Raw genomic sequence first — 15,079 nt, forward strand, 5'->3', positions numbered from 1 at the left:
ATCAGGCCTCCCTGGCCTCGGCTCCGGCCTCGCCCAGGGCCTGGGCCAGTCCGGCCAGCTCCATGGAGCTGAAGACCTTGTTGATGTCGAGGATGATGATGAACTGTTCGCCGGACTTGCCCATGCCCCGGATGTAGTCGGCCCGGATGGGCGTGCCCATGCGGGGCGGCGGCTCGATCTGGGAGGACTCCATCTCGTAGACCTCCTGGACGGAATCAGCCAAGGCTCCAAGCACCGTGGGCTCGCCTTCGATATCCACCTCGACGATGATGATGCAGGTGTTGACCGTGCGTGCCGTGCTGCCCATGCCGAACTTCTGTTTGAGGTCCACCACCGGCACGGCTCGTCCGCGCAGGTTGATGACGCCGCGTATGGCTTCCGGGGTGCGAGGCACCCGGGTGATGTTGACCAGTTCGAGCACTTCGCGCACCGAGGCGATGTCCAGGGCGAACAGTTCCCGTTCCAGGGTGAAGGTGAGATACTGGTTGTCGTTGCTGCTGACGGCCTCGGCCATGTCGTCCTCCCGCTCTCGCGGCGTTGTTGCCTGTCCGCCGACGCACGGGGCAGGCCCGCTTGCGGCGTTGGTGAAAGAGATCGTCCCGGGCCGGCCGGGACATGGCGGGGCGCCTGCTTGGGAGCAATTCCAGGGGTCAGGAGCGCCCGGCCTCGAACTGGGCCTCCCGGCGCACCAGGGCGGCCACGTCGATAATAAGGGCCATGGAACCGTCTCCTCGGATGGTGGCTCCGGAAAAAGCGTCCACGTCGCGGTAGAGTCGGCCCAGGGTTTTGATGACGGTTTGATGTTCGCCCACGACCCGGTCCACGGCGATGCCGATGCGCTCGCCGTCCACCCGGGCCACCACGATGGGTTCGATGGACGGCGGCTCGCCGGCCAGGCCGAAGGCCTCACGAAGGCTCAGGACCGGGGCGACCTCGCCGCGCAGATTGACGATGCGCCGACGCTGTCCGTCCGCGTCCCGGGCCAATTCCACGCACTCTTCCACAAGCGCCAGGGGCACGACAAAGTATTCGCCGCCGGCCTGCACCTGCAACCCGTCGATGATGGCCAGGGTCAGGGGCAGCCGCACGGCGATGGCCGTGCCCTTGCCCCGCTCGGAGTCGATCTCCACGCTGCCGCGCAGGGCGTCGATGGCCCGTTTGACCACGTCCATGCCCACCCCCCGGCCGGAGACGCTGGTGACGGCCTTGGCCGTGGAAAAACCGGGCTGGAAAATGAGGTGGTAGAGTTCCTTGAGCGTCAGATCCGCGCCCGGGGCAATGATCCCCCGCTGCTCGGCCTTGGCCCGGATGGCGGCCGGATCAAGGCCGCCGCCGTCGTCGGCGACGGTGATGCAGACCTCGCCGCCGACGTGGGCAGCGGCCAGGCTGATGCGTCCGACGGCCGGCTTGCCCACGGCCTGGCGCTCGGCCGGGGATTCGACGCCGTGGTCGATGCTGTTACGCAGCAAATGCACCAGGGGGTCGCTCAAGCGTTCGATGACGGTCTTGTCGAGTTCGGTCTCTTCGCCGCTGGTCACAAGCTCGATGTCCTTGCCGAGTTCGGTCGACAAATCGCGCACCAGCCGGCGGAACTTGGCGAAAGTAGCCCCGATGGGCAACATGCGGATGGACAGGGTGGAATCGCGCAGGCTTTCGCTTAAGCGCTCCAGATGTTCGGCCAGCCCCCGAAGATACGGGTCGCCGCGCTCGTCCACGGCCTGGCGGATCTGGGCCTGGACAATGACCAGCTCGCCCACCAGATCGACCAGGAAATCGAGCTTGTCGGCGGCCACCCGGATGCTGGAGGCCTTTTCCTGGCGGTCGGCCTGTTTCTGGCCCAGGTCGCGCACGGCGGACTGTTCGGCCAGGGCCGAGGCCACCTGACTTGGCTGCACCAAACCCTGATCGGCCAGGATGTCGCCCAGGCGCTTCTGGGCGGACAAGGCATTTTCCAGGTCAGCCGGAGTGATGTCGCCGCGTTCGACCAGAATCTGGCCCAACAGCTTGTGGACGCCCTCCCCGTCCAGGGCGCAGCCGTCGTCCAAGAGATCAATGGTCAGGTCGCATTCATCTTCGACGAAAAGAAAGACGTCGACTAGGTCCTGGCGAGAGGCCGGCGAACGCAGCACACAGTCCCACCAGATCAGACAGGCTTCCGGATCGAGGTCGTCCAGGGGACCCACGGCCTCGACATGGACAAACATCCGGCATTCGCCCAGGGAACAGACGTCTTCCAAAAGGTGCAAGGGATTGTTGCCCGTCACCAGGATGTCGCCCTGGGGGCGGATGCGCAGACGGTAGATACGGGCGACCCCCGGCGACTCTTCCTGGGGCGCGGGCAAAGCGGCGTCGGCCGGGGCGGCATCCTCGCCAGCGTAGCGGCGAAAGCCTTCCAGCAACATGCGGCCGGCGGCGGTCAGCCCGGCATCGCCGGCATTGTCGGGTTCAAGCAGAGACCGAATATGATCGCAAGCGTGAAAGGACAGGTCAAGCAGCTCCCGGCTGACGCCGAGCAGGCCATTTCGCACCTTATCGAAAATGGTTTCCACATCATGGGTGAAGGCGGCGATGTCATCGAAACCGAACATCGCGCCGGAACCCTTGATGGTGTGCATGGCCCGGAAAATTTTGTGGAGCAGGTCGGCGTCGCCGGGCGTGCGCTCCAACTCCAAAAGCGACGCCTCCAGGTCGGCCAGGAGTTCCTTGGCCTCTTCAAGATAGGCCAGCCGGTGGACGTCGTCCTGGGACATCATGGCGTACTCGACTCTCCTGTTCCCCGACAGGCCGGGGCATGCCTCGCCGCGCGCGGCAGGCCCTCGGCCTGGCGGCTCCTGACCCTTGCTCCAGCCGGCCCCTTAAAACAACTCCACGTTATCGCCGAAATCCGAGGCAGCCCCGTGCGCCGGCGCGGCAGCAACGGCTGCCCGGCCTGGCAATGCCTTGGCTTTTGGCGATGCGCCGAAGGCGGCCTCATGCACGTCGCGTTCGGCCTCCATGGTATAGCGGTCATAGAGCTGGCGTAGCCGGGCGCTGCGCCCCTTGCCGCCGCCCGGGGCAATCTTTCTTGCGACGGCAATCTGGCCATCCAGAGCGCGCCGGACCTCGGACAAGGAACGGCCGATCTCCCGGTCGAAGACGATGCACCGAGAGAGTTCGTCGGCCCGGCCGCCCCAATCCCGGCTGGAATTTCGCAGCAACGTAAAAAGCTCCTGGCAACGCGCGGCGGACCTCGTGGTTTCGGTCAGCACGGCGTCCAGTTCCCCCACGACCCGCCACGCTTCGGATTGATCGTTATACCGGCTGGCGTTTTCCTGCAAGCCCTTCGAAGCACTGGCAATATTTCCCAGAATACGGGCCACGGCGTCAGTTTGTCGGCGAGCGTCGGCGGACAGGCGTTGGATAGCCAGGGCCAACACGCCCAGGGCCGCGCCGGCCGTGCCGGTATGGGCGGCCTTGATGCTGGCGTTTATGGCGATAAGTTCGATCTCCGCGCCCACTTCTTCGATGGCCTCGATGGCCCCGCTCATGCCAGAGACAGTCTCGGCCACGGCGTCCATGTTGTGACCCAGGGCCTCGCCTTCGGCGGCGAAATCGCCCAGTTCGGCCTTGACCGTGGCCACGCCGGCCTCAAGACGGGAAAGCGGCGTGTCGTCGCCCTCGCCGCCGGCCAAGCCGGCGATGGAATCGCCCATGGCCCGGATGCGTCCGGCGATGGATTCCAATGAACCGCGCAGGGTGTCGGCGGCCCGGATGAAATGATTGTCGGCGCTTTGGATCTGGGAGGACTGCAAGGTCAGGACATCGGCGGTAAAGGCGGCCAGTTCCTCCAGAGCCGGGGAGTCGGCCGTCGTATCGACCTCGGCGGCGAGCATGGCCGCGGTTTCCCCGATGGCCTGCTCGGCATGCTCGACCTGCTGGCGCACGATGTCGTGAAATTGCATGGAACGCACGGCCTGACCGATGTCGGCGGCAATGTCGGCGGCGCTGCGCGAGAGATCCTGGGAAATGTCGATGGAACAGGAGGCCATCTCGGCCAGAGCCTTGATGTTGGCCCCAAGCTCCCGCACGATGACCTCGTGGCACTGTTCCTGGGTGCCAAGGATGGCCATGTTGCGCTGCCGGGCCGAGCCGACATGGCCGCGCAGGGTTTCGATGCGCCCGGCGATACCAGCGCAGTGGCTGACGATCTGGTTGGCAAGCTTTTCTACGTCGTCGGCCAGGGTGGTGAACCCCCGGCCATCGGCTCCAAGCCGGGCGCTCTCAATGCGCGTGGCAATGCCGAGCATACTCAAGTGCTTAACGATTTTGGAGAATTCCGACAAAATAGCGGAGAGTTCATCAACGATGACCACCACAGCATCGATCTCGTCGAGGCTCTGGCGGCCGGCGGCCCGGGCGGCCTCGTTGGTCAGGCTCTCAAGTTCGGCGGACAGGGCACGCAGCCGGTCGTGCATGTCCTGGGCCGAGGTGCACGCCACCAGTTCCTGGGCGTTTTGGGCGATGTTCTCGCAACTGCCCTGCAGACCATACAAGGCCTCGCCAAGATCCAGAAAATCCTGTTCCCGGGCCTTGACGGCGCCGCTTAGGCCATGACCGGCCCTGTCCAAGCTGACACGGCACTGCCGCAACATGCCTTTGGCGTCGGCGAGCTGGATCGTATCGGCCATGTCCCTACCCTTGTCCCGGTTTTAACGACGCCAGGACCGGGCAGCGCCCGTGCGGCACCGCCGGACCGGCAGCCTCTCCCGTGCTGGGAGTTCTCATCTAAGAGAAAACTGCCACGTTTTTCGAGAAAGAGCAAAGCGTTCTTGTCACACGCCGCCGCGACGACGACGCAAGGCCTTGCCCAGCCACACGCCGCAGGCAATCAATGCGACAACGCCCAGTATGGCCAGTTGGGCGTGATGCACATTGTCAAGCATCCGGGTCAGAACATTTTCCAGCAGGCTGCCGAAGCCGTAGCCGATGAGCGCGAAGGCGACGGCCCAAATGCCCGCGCCAATGGTGTTGAGCAAGAAGAACTTGAGCACGGATATCTCGGCCGTGCCGAGGACGAAAGGCGTGAGGTTACGCAGGCCGTAAAAGAAGCGGAAGGTCAGGATGAGCACTTCGTGGTATTTTTTGAGCATGGCGTGGACCCGGTCGGCCCTGGCGCGCCATTTCTCACTGCGAGCGACAAGTTTTCTTCCGTAGTGACGGCCGATGAAAAAGGCGGTCTGATCGCCGGCCAAGCTGCCGCAAAAGGCGCACAGGATCACCAAGCGCAAATCAAGATTGAATTCCGGGGATTGGGCAGCGAACCCGGCCAGGAGGAGGATGGTTTCGCCCTCCAAAAAGGTGCCTATGAAAAGCGCCAAATACCCGTACTGGGCAATTAATTCCTTCATGAATTCGATGGACATGAAACAGCGCCCCCGTCATGGCTCCCCACTTGGCGGGAGCGTGGTTTTGACTTGCGAGAAGTATGCGCTTCCTGCGTCTGTGTCCACCGGTTGCCCCGGGGAAATCATGACGTTGCGCAACATCCGTGGAATCACTTGAAATGGGCAGCATCCTCTGCCATCATGGGCCACGATCAACCGTTACCAAAGATTATGACGCACTTTAGCGACATCATTGCCCAAAACGTTGTCGAAAGCCTGCCGGTGGGCCTGCTCATCGTGGACCATGCCGGGGCCTTCACCACGGTCAATCCGGCTGCGGCAACCATTTTGGGTTACTCCAGGCAACAGTTGCTCGGACGCGGCTGGGGCGATTTGTTTTTTGAAAACGAGGCCAACGCCCGGTTCAATCAGATCGTCATGGACGTCATTCAAAACGAGTTGGTGGGCCTGTGCCGGGTCGTGCCGTACGCCGCCCCGGACGGCAGACTGCTCGAACTCTCCATCACCAGTTCCTATCTTTCCGCGGACAGCAACACCGCCGGCGTGGTGGTCATTTTGCATGACATCACAGAACTCTCCCGAATGCAGCGCCGCGAGACCGACATGCTCAAGGAGGTCAACCGGATCCAGCAGGAAAAAATCCGCGGACTCAACAAACTGGCCGCCTCGGTGGCTCACCAAATCCGCAATCCGGCCTTTGCCATCGGCGGCTTCGCCTCGCGCCTGGCCCGCCAACTCGCAAGCCTGGGCATAGACTCCTCCTACCCGGGCATCATTCTTGACGAGGCCAAACGCCTGGAAACCCTGGTGCGCACCGTGGGCCGGTTTGCCGCCCTGGGTCCGGCCCGGCCCCAACCGGTCCGGCTGGCCGAGGTGGCGGATCAGGCCATGAAGCTGGCCCAGACCCTGGTTCCCGGCCCGGCGGCCGATGCCGTCTGGCGCTTCGAGTTGCCGGAGGTTCAACTCGTGGTCGACCGGGACCAGATCGCAAGCGCCCTGGCCGAACTCTTTCGCAACAGCCTGGAATGCGCCGCCCCCCGTCCCGTGACCATCGGCCTAGCCGCCGCCGCCACGGGCGAACGCCTGGAACTGGCCGTGACCGACGACGGCCCCGGCATCAGTCCGGCTGACGCGCCCCACATCTTCGATCCCTTCTTTTCCGGTCGGCCCGATAAGGCCGGCATGGGCCTGACCCTGGCCCAGGAAATCGTGCTCGAACACAACGGCAGCCTGACGCTGGACGCCGGATATGCCGGCGGCGCCAAGTTTGTTCTGACCATTCCGCGTTTTCCAAGCCACCTCATGTCCCGCCTGGACGAGCCGGGCCATGCCTTGGGCGTCTGACGTCTCCCGGCCTTGTCCTTGGCGATGATTCCGGCTAGTGGTCAACAGCGTCCTGCCTCGAACACCCAAACTTCCCTCAGGAACCATCTTCGAACACCGCTTATGGAGATTGTGGTCAACATCTCCGACATGAAGGTCACCAACCGCGCCAGGGACGTTCTCGTCACCCATGCCCTGGGTTCGTGCTTGGGCCTGGCCGCCTATGATCCGGTGGCCGGCGTGGCCGGACTCATCCATTGCCTGCTGCCCCTGTCCCGGGACGGCAAAGTCCCGGCCAAAAATCCCTTCATGTACGTCAACACCGGCATCCCTCAGATGATCCGAACCATGTACGGGCGCGGCGCGACCCGGGAGCACCTGGTGCTCAAGGCCGCCGGCTGCGGCCGAATGATGCATATCTCCAACCAGTTCGACACCGGGGCCAGCAATATCGCGGCGCTCAAAAAGCTGTTGCAGGTCAACGAAATGCGCCTTTCGGCCGAGGATGTGGGCGGCACCATTCCGCGAACCATGCGCCTTTTCGCGGACACGGGCCGGATCCTGATCTCATCGTGCGGGAGGTCCTGGGAATTATGAGCCGACGCGAGGAAATTCTTCAAAAGGCCATGGCCATCCCCAACATGCCCATGCCGGTGCAAAAGGTGCTGGCCTACATTGGCAATGCCGACGCCGACCTGCGCCAGCTGGCCAAGATCATCGAATTCGACCCGGGGCTGACGGTCAATGTCCTGCGCATGGCCAATTCCGCGTTTTTCGGCGGCGGAACCAAGGTGTCCACGGTCAAGGAAGCGCTCATGCGCCTGGGCCTTGGGCGTCTCTACCAGCTCGTCATAGCCTCGGGCGTAGCCCCCCTGGCCCGGTTCGCCATCAAGGGCTACGGCCTGCGTCCCGGGGAACTCCTCGAACATTCCGTGGCCGTGGCCGTGGCCTCCGAGACTTTGGCCCGCGAACTGGGTGTCGTTGCCCCGCCCTATACCTTTACGGCCGGTCTGCTCGTCAACATCGGCAAGACCGTCATGGGCTCGTTTCTGGAAGTCGATGCCGCGCCCATCCTGACCCTGGCCCACGAACGGCAAATTTCCTTCGAGCAGGCCGAGGAACTCATCCTTGGCATCAACCATGCCGAACTCGGCGCGCTGTTGCTCGAAAAGTGGGGCATTCCCACGCCCATCGTCAACGTGGTGCGCTACCGCCTGCGCCCTGACGAGAGTCCCGAACCCGATCTTGCCCTGGACCTCGTCCATGTTGGCGACGTCATCGCCAAGATGACCGGCATCGGCATGGGCATCGACGGCCTGCAATACGCGCCGTCCGAAGCCGCCTTCGCCCGCCTGGACGTCTCGCCGCAACAGATGGAAAACGTCATGGTCGCCATCCTTGAGCAGATCGCCGAGGTACGCGACATCCTCATGGAAAACACGTTGTAAGCAGGAGTTGCATGACTCGATCCGCCCATTCCCTGCGCACCCGCGATCTGGGCTACGCCCAGCGCGTCTGCGTGGCCAAAGCCGGCAAACTCATGATGCAGACCGGCCAGCTTGCTCCCCGGGCCCGGGTGGGGCTGGCCGTGTCCGGCGGTGTCGATAGCCTGGTCATGCTGGCCGTCATGGCCATCCGTCGGCGCATCGTGCCCTTTCCCGTGGAATTGATCCTGCTGCACTTGAATCCCGGCTTCGATCCGGAAAACCACAGCCCCCTTGCCGAATTGTGCGCCGACCTGGGCGTTCCCGCCCACATCGAGGTCACGGACTATGGTCCGCGCGCCTTTTCCGAGGAAAACAAGAAGAATTCCCCGTGTTTCTACTGCGCCTGGCTGCGCCGCAAACGGCTGTTCGACCTGTGCGCCCGCTATAACCTGAGCCACCTAGCTTTCGGCCACAACGCCGACGATCTGGCCGCAACGTTTTTCCTGAATCTCTTCCAGAACGGCCGGGTCGATGGCCTGTCTGGCCGGGAATCGTTTTTCAGCGGCCGTCTGACGGTCATCCGGCCGCTGTTGCTGGTGGACAAGCCCACCATCATACGGGCGGCCAAGGCCTGGGAACTGCCGGTTTTTTCCAACCCCTGCCCCATGGCCGGCAAATCCATGCGCCATGAGGCCGAGACCTGGGTCCGCACCATCTGCGCCGGCGGCAAGAAGCGCGGGGTCAACCTCCACCACGCCCTAGGCCGCTGGCAACTCGGCAAGGACGCCCTGGCCGGCCCTGAAACGGCCCCGGACGCGGCCGGCGAGGCGTAGCAGGCAGCATGTTTCGCCATTACCAGCTCGTTATCTTCCGCGACCACCACGGCGCATATCGCAAGCTGCGCTTTCGGGGCTGGCTTTTCGCGCTGATGCTCCTGGCCCTGGCGGCGGTGGTGGCCGGCGACGTTTATCTTGTGAAATATTATTATAATTATAAACGGATGGAGCGCGAGCTGGCCGAATGGGAGGCCCGGGGTCAGGACCAGAACGCCCAGCTCGTCAGCCTGTCCGACAAGGTCAAGGCCCTGGAGACCGACCTGGCCCGCATCCGCGGGTTCGACGCCAAGCTGCGGCGCATGGTCAATCTCGATCAGGAGCCCCGGGACGTGTCGCCGGGGGGCGAGGAAAAAGACTTCGACAAGAAGTACCTGCCGCTTTACCGCCAGGAGATGCTTGGCCGAAAGCTCCACCAGTTCCTGGGTGAGCTGCGCGATCAGACCGCCCTGGAACTGGCCCGGCAGCAGGAGCTGGCGACCCTGGTCGAAACCGCCGACGTGCGTCTGACCGCCCTGCCGACCAGTTGGCCCGTGGCCGGCTGGATCGCCGCCCCTTTTGGCGAACGGGTGTCGCCCTTTACCGGCAAGAAGGAATTCCACAAAGGCATGGACATCGCCGCCCCCGTGGGCACGGAAGTGAAGGCCCCGGGCGAGGGCACGGTCGCCTTCGCCGGCGAGACCGACGACGGCGGCTTTACCGTGGTCATCGACCATCAAGGCGGCCTGTCCGCCTCTTTCGGCCACATGCGCGATGTGCTCGTGACCAAGGGCCAGACCGTGGCCAAGGGACAAATCATCGGCCATGTGGGCGACTCCGGACAGGCCAGCGGGCCGCATCTGCACTACGAAACCCGTCTCTACGGCGTGCCCGTCAACCCCATGCGCTACATCCTGGAGTAGCGGCCGGAACTTGGTCCAGCTTTTGCTAACCTCCCGCCATGGACCTGTTCCACTTTAATCCAGCCATGGTCTTCAGTTTTCTGCTGACCTTCATGCGACTGAGCGTCGTGGTCTTCATGCTGCCCTTTTACGGGGCCACGCTTATTCCCAACGTCGTCAAGGCCTCGTTTTGCCTGGTGTTGTCCATGGCACTGTGGCCGCGCCTGGCCTTTGCCGGCACGGCTTTGCCGGCCAGTCCCTGGACCATAGGGCTTATGTTTCTCGGCGAAGTGCTCATCGGGCTTATGCTCGACATCCTGGTGCGCCTGCTGTTTTCCGCCGCCCAAGCCGCCGGAGCCATCATGGGCTTTTCCATGGGTTTTTCCCTCATGAACAGCGTCGATCCCATGACCGGCGCATCAGAATCGGGTCTGGGCCACCTCATGAGCCAGGTGGCCACCATGCTCTTTTTGTGCTTAAATGGTCATCTCTTTCTGCTCTCCGCCCTGGCCCAGAGCTTCGAAATGGTGCCGCCGGGGGGGCTGCTCATCAACGCCGCCGTGGGCGAACACCTCATCGTCTTCACCGGTCAGTTGTTCGTCATGGCCATCAAGATTGCCGCGCCCATCCTGGCTTCCATCTTTCTTGTCGATCTGGCCCTGGCCCTGGTGGCCCGGGCCGCGCCGCAGATGAACGTGCTGTTCATCGGCTTCCCCCTCAAAGTCAGCGTGGGTTTTTTGTTCATGACCATGGTCTTCGCGGCCATGACCGTTGTCATCGAGAATTTCCTTCTCGACCTCGAACCCATGTTCCGGCTGGTGCTCAAGGCCTCAAGCTGACGCCGCAAAGGGGCCGCCATGGCCAGAGATCCCAGTAAAACAGAAAAAGCCACCCCCAAACGGGAAAGCAAAGCCCGCGAAAAGGGGTCGGTGCCGCGCAGTCAAGAACTGCCCAAACTCACCGTGCTCATGGCCGGCCTATTCACCGTGCGTTTCACCCTGGGCAACATCAACGAACAGCTGCAAGAGGTTTTCCGCACCTTTCTCGGCGGCCGCCTGGACTTTACCGCCACCACCGACGACGTGGCCGCGCTCATGTGGAGCCTGTCGGCCAAGCTGGCCATCATGCTTCTCCCCCTGCTGCTGGTCATGGCCGTGGTCGCGTTCGTCACCCAGCGCCTCCAGGTCGGCGAGGTCTGGCGGCCCAAAATCTTTGAACCGGACTTCAGCAACATCGTCAATCCCATGCGAGGACTGCAGCGCCTGCTGATCAGCGCCCAAACCCTCGTGAATTTGGCCAAACAAACGGCCATGGCCTTCGCCATTTCCTTGGTGCCGTATCTGATTCTTCGCAAGCGGTTCAACGAATTCCTGCCGTTGTTCTATCAGAGCGTAGACAACATTGCGCTATTTCTTTTGGACAATGGCTTTGACATGGTGCTGTACACCTTATTGCCCATGTTCGTCATCGCCATACTAGATGTATGGTACACACGCTGGGATTATGCAGAAAACCTGAAAATGACAAAAGATGAAGTCAAGGACGAGCACAAGCAATCTTTTGGTGACCCTCACGTCAAGCAGCAACAAAAGCGCAAGATGATGGAAGTCATGCAGCGCCGAATGCTTCAGGACGTGCCAAAGGCTGACGTTGTCATCACCAACCCGACCCACATTGCCTGCGCTCTGCGCTACAATCCGCTCGAATCGCCTGCCCCCATGCTCCTGGCCAAGGGGGCCGACTTCATGGCCGAGAAGATCAAGGACATCGCCAAGGAGCACAAAGTGCCCATCCGCGAAAACAAGCCCTTGGCACAGGCCTTGTATAAGAACGTGGAAATCGGCCAGGTCATCCCCGAGGACCTCTACCAGGCGGTCGCCTCGATCCTGGCCCAACTCGACAAGTTCCGGCGTTTCAACCGTCCGCGCTGAGGCGACGGCGGGCCGAAAAGGGTGTCAAAATCATGGCGAAAGCAGCCCAAGCACCGGTCCAGTTCAATTACGAACGGTTCACCAAGCAAGGCGACATCATGCTGGCCGCCGGCGTGGTGGTCATCCTGTTCGTCATGCTGGTCCCCATCCCGCCGGCCTTTATCGACCTCATGCTCACCTTCTCCATTTCCATAAGCCTGGTGGTTCTGGTCACGAGCATGTTCATGGGCTCGCCGCTGGAATTTTCCATCTACCCGACCCTGCTCCTGGTCACCACCCTGCTTCGCCTGTCCATGAACGTGGCCTCCACCCGTTTGATTCTCCTCCACGGCGACGAGGGCCCATCGGCGGCCGGACACGTCATCCAGGCCTTTGGCCAGTTCGTGGTCGGCGGCAACTACGTGGTCGGCTGCGTCATCTTTTTGGTCCTTTTCGCCATCAACAAAAAGGTCATCGTGGCCGGCACCACCCGCATCGCCGAGGTGGCTGCCCGGTTCACCCTCGACGCCATGCCCGGCAAGCAGATGGCCATTGAAGCCGACCTCAACGCCGGACTGATCAACGAAAAGCAGGCCACCGAACGCCGCGACGCCATCCGCAAGGAGGCCGACTTCTACGGCGCCATGGATGGCGCAGGCAAGTTCGTCTCCGGAGACGTCACCGCCACCATCATCATCACGGCCATCAACATCTTCGGCGGCTTTTTCATCGGCGTGCTGCAAAAGGGCATGAATTGGAAGGACGCCGCCCAGACCTACACCCTGTTGACCATCGGCGACGGCCTGGTCTCCATCATCCCGTCCATCATCATCTCCACCTCGGCCGGCCTCATCGTCTCCCGAGCCGCGGCCGAAGCCAAGATGGGCGAAGAATTCATGGCCCAGCTGACCTTCCACCCGCGCGCCCTGAGGCTGGTCTCGGGAATGCTGTTCCTGTTCGCCATCGTGCCCGGGTTGCCGACCTTCCCCTTCTTGGCCATGGCCGTCCTGCTCTTTGTGGTGGCCCGGCTGTCCGGCAAGCAGCAGGAGCTGCTCCAGGGACAGGCCGCCGAACAGGAGAAAAAGCCGGCCCCGGAACTCGAAACCCCCGAAGAGGTCCAGACCCTGCTGCCGCTGGACGCCCTGGAACTCGAAGTCGGCTACGGCCTCATTCCCCTGGTCGACGAGGAGCAAAACGGCAACCTGCTGGCCCGCATCCGCTCCATCCGCCGCCAGTTCGCCCTGGACATGGGCGTGGTCATTCCCTCGTTGCACCTGCGCGACAATCTCCAGCTGCGCCCCGGCCAGTACGTGGTGCTCATCAAGGGCAACGAGGTGGCCTCGGCCGAGATCCTCATCGACCACTACCTGGCCATGGATCCGGGCGACGCCAAGCACCGCATCCAGGGCGTGGAAACGCGGGAACCGGCCTTCAACCTGCCGGCCCTGTGGGTGCCCGAGCTGCACAAGGAAGAAGCCATGTTGGCCGGCTACACCGTGGTCGATCCGGCCACCGTCATCGCCACCCATTTGACGGAGGTCTTCAAGCGCCACCTGCACGAATTCCTGGGCCGCCAGGAAGTGCAAACCCTGCTTGAGACCCTGTCCAAGCGCGCCCCCAAGGTCGTGGAGGAACTGGTGCCCGGAGCCATGAACCTGGGTGGTGTGCAAAAGGTGCTGCAAAACCTCGTGCGCGAAGGCGTGTCCATCCGCGATCTGCTGACCGTGGCCGAAACCATGGCCGACTACGCCGGCTCGGTCAAAGACCCGGACCAGCTCACGGAATACGTCCGCTCCCGCATGGGCCGCACCATCGTGAAGCCGTATCTGACCGGCGAAGGGGCCCTGCCCATCATGACGTTGGCTCCCAAGGTCGAAGGCGCGGTCCAGGAAAGCGTGCGCCAGACCGACCACGGCGCCTACCTGGCCATGGAACCCGGCCTGGCCCAGCGCATCATCCAGGCCATCCAGAAGGCCATGGACAAGGCCATGCTCGGCGACGGCCAGCCGGTGCTTTTGACCTCGCCCCTGGTGCGGCCGCACCTGGCCCAGCTGCTCTCGCGGTTCATCCCCAATCTGCCGGTCATCTCCCAGGCCGAGATTCCGGCCGAGATCAAGCTGCAATCCATTGCCAACATAGGACTGACCAATGCGGGTTAAGACCTTTCGCGGCGAAAACATGGCGGCTGCCCTCGCCATGATCCGCCAGGAACTCGGCAAGGATGCCGTGATCCTCGGCACCCAGAGCGTGCGCGAGGACGGCAAGACCCTTTGCGAGGTCATGGCCGCCTTGGAATATCCGGACAAGGAAGCGCCGCCGCGGCCGGCTCCGGCCGTGCCGGCCCAATCCGCCGCGCCCAAGGGGCGTCCCGGCAACGGCGCTGCCCCCAAGCCCGGGGGCAAGGTCGCGGTCAAACCCGCCGCCGCAACCATGCCGACTTCCCCGCAGCCGGCCGACTGGAACCGGGAATGGACCGAGATCAAGGGGCATCTGCTGGCGCTCATGCGCCCCCGCCTGGACCTTTCCTCCCTGACCCCGCGCCAGCGCCTGGCCCTGGAATACCTGGAACGCGAGGGAGTGGACGAGGCTACCATTTTGGCGCTGTACCGCTCCATCGTGGAACGCGGCGAGGATGCCGTCATTCCGGCCCTGTCGCGCCTGGTCGCCGTCAAACCGCTGACGCCGGCGCTGTGGCCCGCCACCGCCCATATGTTCATCGGCCCAAGCGGCGTGGGCAAGACCACCATCTTGCTGCGTCTGGCCCTGGACGCCAAACGGCGGGCAAAGGACGGCCCGGTGACCGTGGTCAACGCCGACGCCGGACGCGGCAAGGGCCGGCTGATGTTGCGCCACTACGCCGAATTGTCCGGCTTGAATTACGCCGAGGCCGACGGTCCGGAAGCCTTTGGCCGGTTCCTGGACGGCGCGGCCAAGGGGGAGGCGGTCTTCATCGACACGCCAAGTCTGACCCACGGCGGCGGTCCTGAGGCCTGGCTGACCCAGTGGGGCCTGACCGGACGTGACCAACTGGCCGCCCATCTGGTGCTGTCTCCCACCTATTCCAGCGCCCAGTCCGAGCACTATCTTCGCCTGGCGCGCTGCGAGCATCTTGCCAGCATCATCTGGACGAAGCTCGACGAAGCCTGTAACTACGGAAGCCTTGTCAATATGGCCCACGCCTCCGGCCTGCCGGTCTCGGCCCTGACCTATGGGCCGGAACTCACCGGCGGCATGGCGGCGGCCTCGGGCAAGGCGCTCTGGAAACTGCTGTTCAAACGCCAGCTGCCCGGTCAATACCCGGACGCCGACGCCGCAGCCTGA

At 63.4% G+C, this 15,079-nt stretch carries 13 protein-coding genes; 9 read left to right on the forward strand and 4 right to left on the reverse strand.

Annotated features, from left to right (window positions below):
• Position 1: 1 nt before the first annotated feature.
• From DMR_RS11350 to DMR_RS11365, 4 genes are all read right to left on the reverse strand, one after another.
• Entirely contained in the window at positions 2–514 is a 513-nt protein-coding gene (locus DMR_RS11350; protein WP_015861049.1) for a chemotaxis protein CheW, read from the reverse strand.
• A 136-nt stretch (positions 515–650) separates the two neighbouring features.
• Positions 651–2,753 carry a chemotaxis protein CheA gene (locus tag DMR_RS11355; RefSeq protein ID WP_015861050.1) on the reverse strand — a complete coding sequence of 701 codons (2,103 nt, stop codon included), beginning with the start codon at positions 2,751–2,753 and terminating at the stop codon, positions 651–653.
• Between the two features lie 102 nt (positions 2,754–2,855).
• A complete protein-coding gene (locus DMR_RS11360; protein WP_015861051.1) occupies positions 2,856–4,667 on the reverse strand; it encodes a chemotaxis protein in 1,812 nt (603 codons plus the stop codon).
• Between the two features lie 144 nt (positions 4,668–4,811).
• On the reverse strand, positions 4,812–5,402 hold the full coding sequence (locus DMR_RS11365) for a DedA family protein (protein ID WP_015861052.1): 591 nt from the start codon (positions 5,400–5,402) through the stop codon (positions 4,812–4,814).
• Positions 5,403–5,594: 192 nt separating this feature from the next.
• Here DMR_RS11365 and DMR_RS11370 point away from each other — a divergent pair, with 192 nt between their 5' ends.
• From DMR_RS11370 to DMR_RS11410, 9 genes are all read left to right on the forward strand, one after another.
• Positions 5,595–6,728: a two-component system sensor histidine kinase NtrB gene (locus tag DMR_RS11370; protein ID WP_015861053.1), complete on the forward strand. Its 1,134-nt coding sequence runs from the start codon at positions 5,595–5,597 to the stop codon at positions 6,726–6,728.
• A 102-nt stretch (positions 6,729–6,830) separates the two neighbouring features.
• Entirely contained in the window at positions 6,831–7,304 is a 474-nt protein-coding gene (locus DMR_RS11375; protein WP_015861054.1) for a chemotaxis protein CheD, read from the forward strand.
• The gene (locus DMR_RS11380; RefSeq protein ID WP_015861055.1) at positions 7,301–8,155 is read left to right on the forward strand and encodes an HDOD domain-containing protein; all 855 of its coding nucleotides are present in this window, start codon (positions 7,301–7,303) and stop codon (positions 8,153–8,155) included. The genes DMR_RS11375 and DMR_RS11380 overlap by 4 nt, the downstream gene beginning before the upstream one ends.
• An 11-nt stretch (positions 8,156–8,166) precedes the next feature.
• The gene (locus DMR_RS11385; RefSeq protein WP_015861056.1) at positions 8,167–8,967 is read left to right on the forward strand and encodes a tRNA lysidine(34) synthetase; all 801 of its coding nucleotides are present in this window, start codon (positions 8,167–8,169) and stop codon (positions 8,965–8,967) included.
• Positions 8,968–8,975: 8 nt separating this feature from the next.
• Entirely contained in the window at positions 8,976–9,869 is an 894-nt protein-coding gene (locus DMR_RS11390) for a M23 family metallopeptidase (protein WP_015861057.1), read from the forward strand.
• 38 nt (positions 9,870–9,907) lie between these two features.
• Positions 9,908–10,687 carry a flagellar biosynthetic protein FliR gene (gene fliR, locus DMR_RS11395; protein ID WP_015861058.1) on the forward strand — a complete coding sequence of 260 codons (780 nt, stop codon included), beginning with the start codon at positions 9,908–9,910 and terminating at the stop codon, positions 10,685–10,687.
• Between the two features lie 18 nt (positions 10,688–10,705).
• Positions 10,706–11,779 (forward strand): flagellar biosynthesis protein FlhB, encoded by a 1,074-nt coding sequence (gene flhB / locus DMR_RS11400; RefSeq protein ID WP_015861059.1) that lies wholly within the window; start codon positions 10,706–10,708, stop codon positions 11,777–11,779.
• Between the two features lie 32 nt (positions 11,780–11,811).
• A complete protein-coding gene (flhA, locus tag DMR_RS11405) occupies positions 11,812–13,917 on the forward strand; it encodes a flagellar biosynthesis protein FlhA (RefSeq protein WP_015861060.1) in 2,106 nt (701 codons plus the stop codon).
• Positions 13,907–15,079 (forward strand): flagellar biosynthesis protein FlhF, encoded by a 1,173-nt coding sequence (locus DMR_RS11410; protein ID WP_015861061.1) that lies wholly within the window; start codon positions 13,907–13,909, stop codon positions 15,077–15,079. The genes flhA and DMR_RS11410 overlap by 11 nt, the downstream gene beginning before the upstream one ends.

The organism is Solidesulfovibrio magneticus RS-1, assembly GCF_000010665.1.
GTDB classification, from domain to species: Bacteria; Desulfobacterota; Desulfovibrionia; order Desulfovibrionales; family Desulfovibrionaceae; genus Solidesulfovibrio; species Solidesulfovibrio magneticus.

What these genes read in the sequence shown, in the direction of transcription:
- DMR_RS11350 (WP_015861049.1), bottom strand. Translation starts at nt 514, where the DNA reads ATGGCCGAGGCCGTCAGCAGCAACGACAACCAGTATCTCACCTTCACC.
- DMR_RS11355 (WP_015861050.1), bottom strand. Translation starts at nt 2,753, where the DNA reads ATGATGTCCCAGGACGACGTCCACCGGCTGGCCTATCTTGAAGAGGCC.
- DMR_RS11360 (WP_015861051.1), bottom strand. Translation starts at nt 4,667, where the DNA reads ATGGCCGATACGATCCAGCTCGCCGACGCCAAAGGCATGTTGCGGCAG.
- DMR_RS11365 (WP_015861052.1), bottom strand. Translation starts at nt 5,402, where the DNA reads ATGTCCATCGAATTCATGAAGGAATTAATTGCCCAGTACGGGTATTTG.
- DMR_RS11370 (WP_015861053.1), top strand. Translation starts at nt 5,595, where the DNA reads ATGACGCACTTTAGCGACATCATTGCCCAAAACGTTGTCGAAAGCCTG.
- DMR_RS11375 (WP_015861054.1), top strand. Translation starts at nt 6,831, where the DNA reads ATGGAGATTGTGGTCAACATCTCCGACATGAAGGTCACCAACCGCGCC.
- DMR_RS11380 (WP_015861055.1), top strand. Translation starts at nt 7,301, where the DNA reads ATGAGCCGACGCGAGGAAATTCTTCAAAAGGCCATGGCCATCCCCAAC.
- DMR_RS11385 (WP_015861056.1), top strand. Translation starts at nt 8,167, where the DNA reads ATGACTCGATCCGCCCATTCCCTGCGCACCCGCGATCTGGGCTACGCC.
- DMR_RS11390 (WP_015861057.1), top strand. Translation starts at nt 8,976, where the DNA reads ATGTTTCGCCATTACCAGCTCGTTATCTTCCGCGACCACCACGGCGCA.
- fliR (WP_015861058.1), top strand. Translation starts at nt 9,908, where the DNA reads ATGGACCTGTTCCACTTTAATCCAGCCATGGTCTTCAGTTTTCTGCTG.
- flhB (WP_015861059.1), top strand. Translation starts at nt 10,706, where the DNA reads ATGGCCAGAGATCCCAGTAAAACAGAAAAAGCCACCCCCAAACGGGAA.
- flhA (WP_015861060.1), top strand. Translation starts at nt 11,812, where the DNA reads ATGGCGAAAGCAGCCCAAGCACCGGTCCAGTTCAATTACGAACGGTTC.
- DMR_RS11410 (WP_015861061.1), top strand. Translation starts at nt 13,907, where the DNA reads ATGCGGGTTAAGACCTTTCGCGGCGAAAACATGGCGGCTGCCCTCGCC.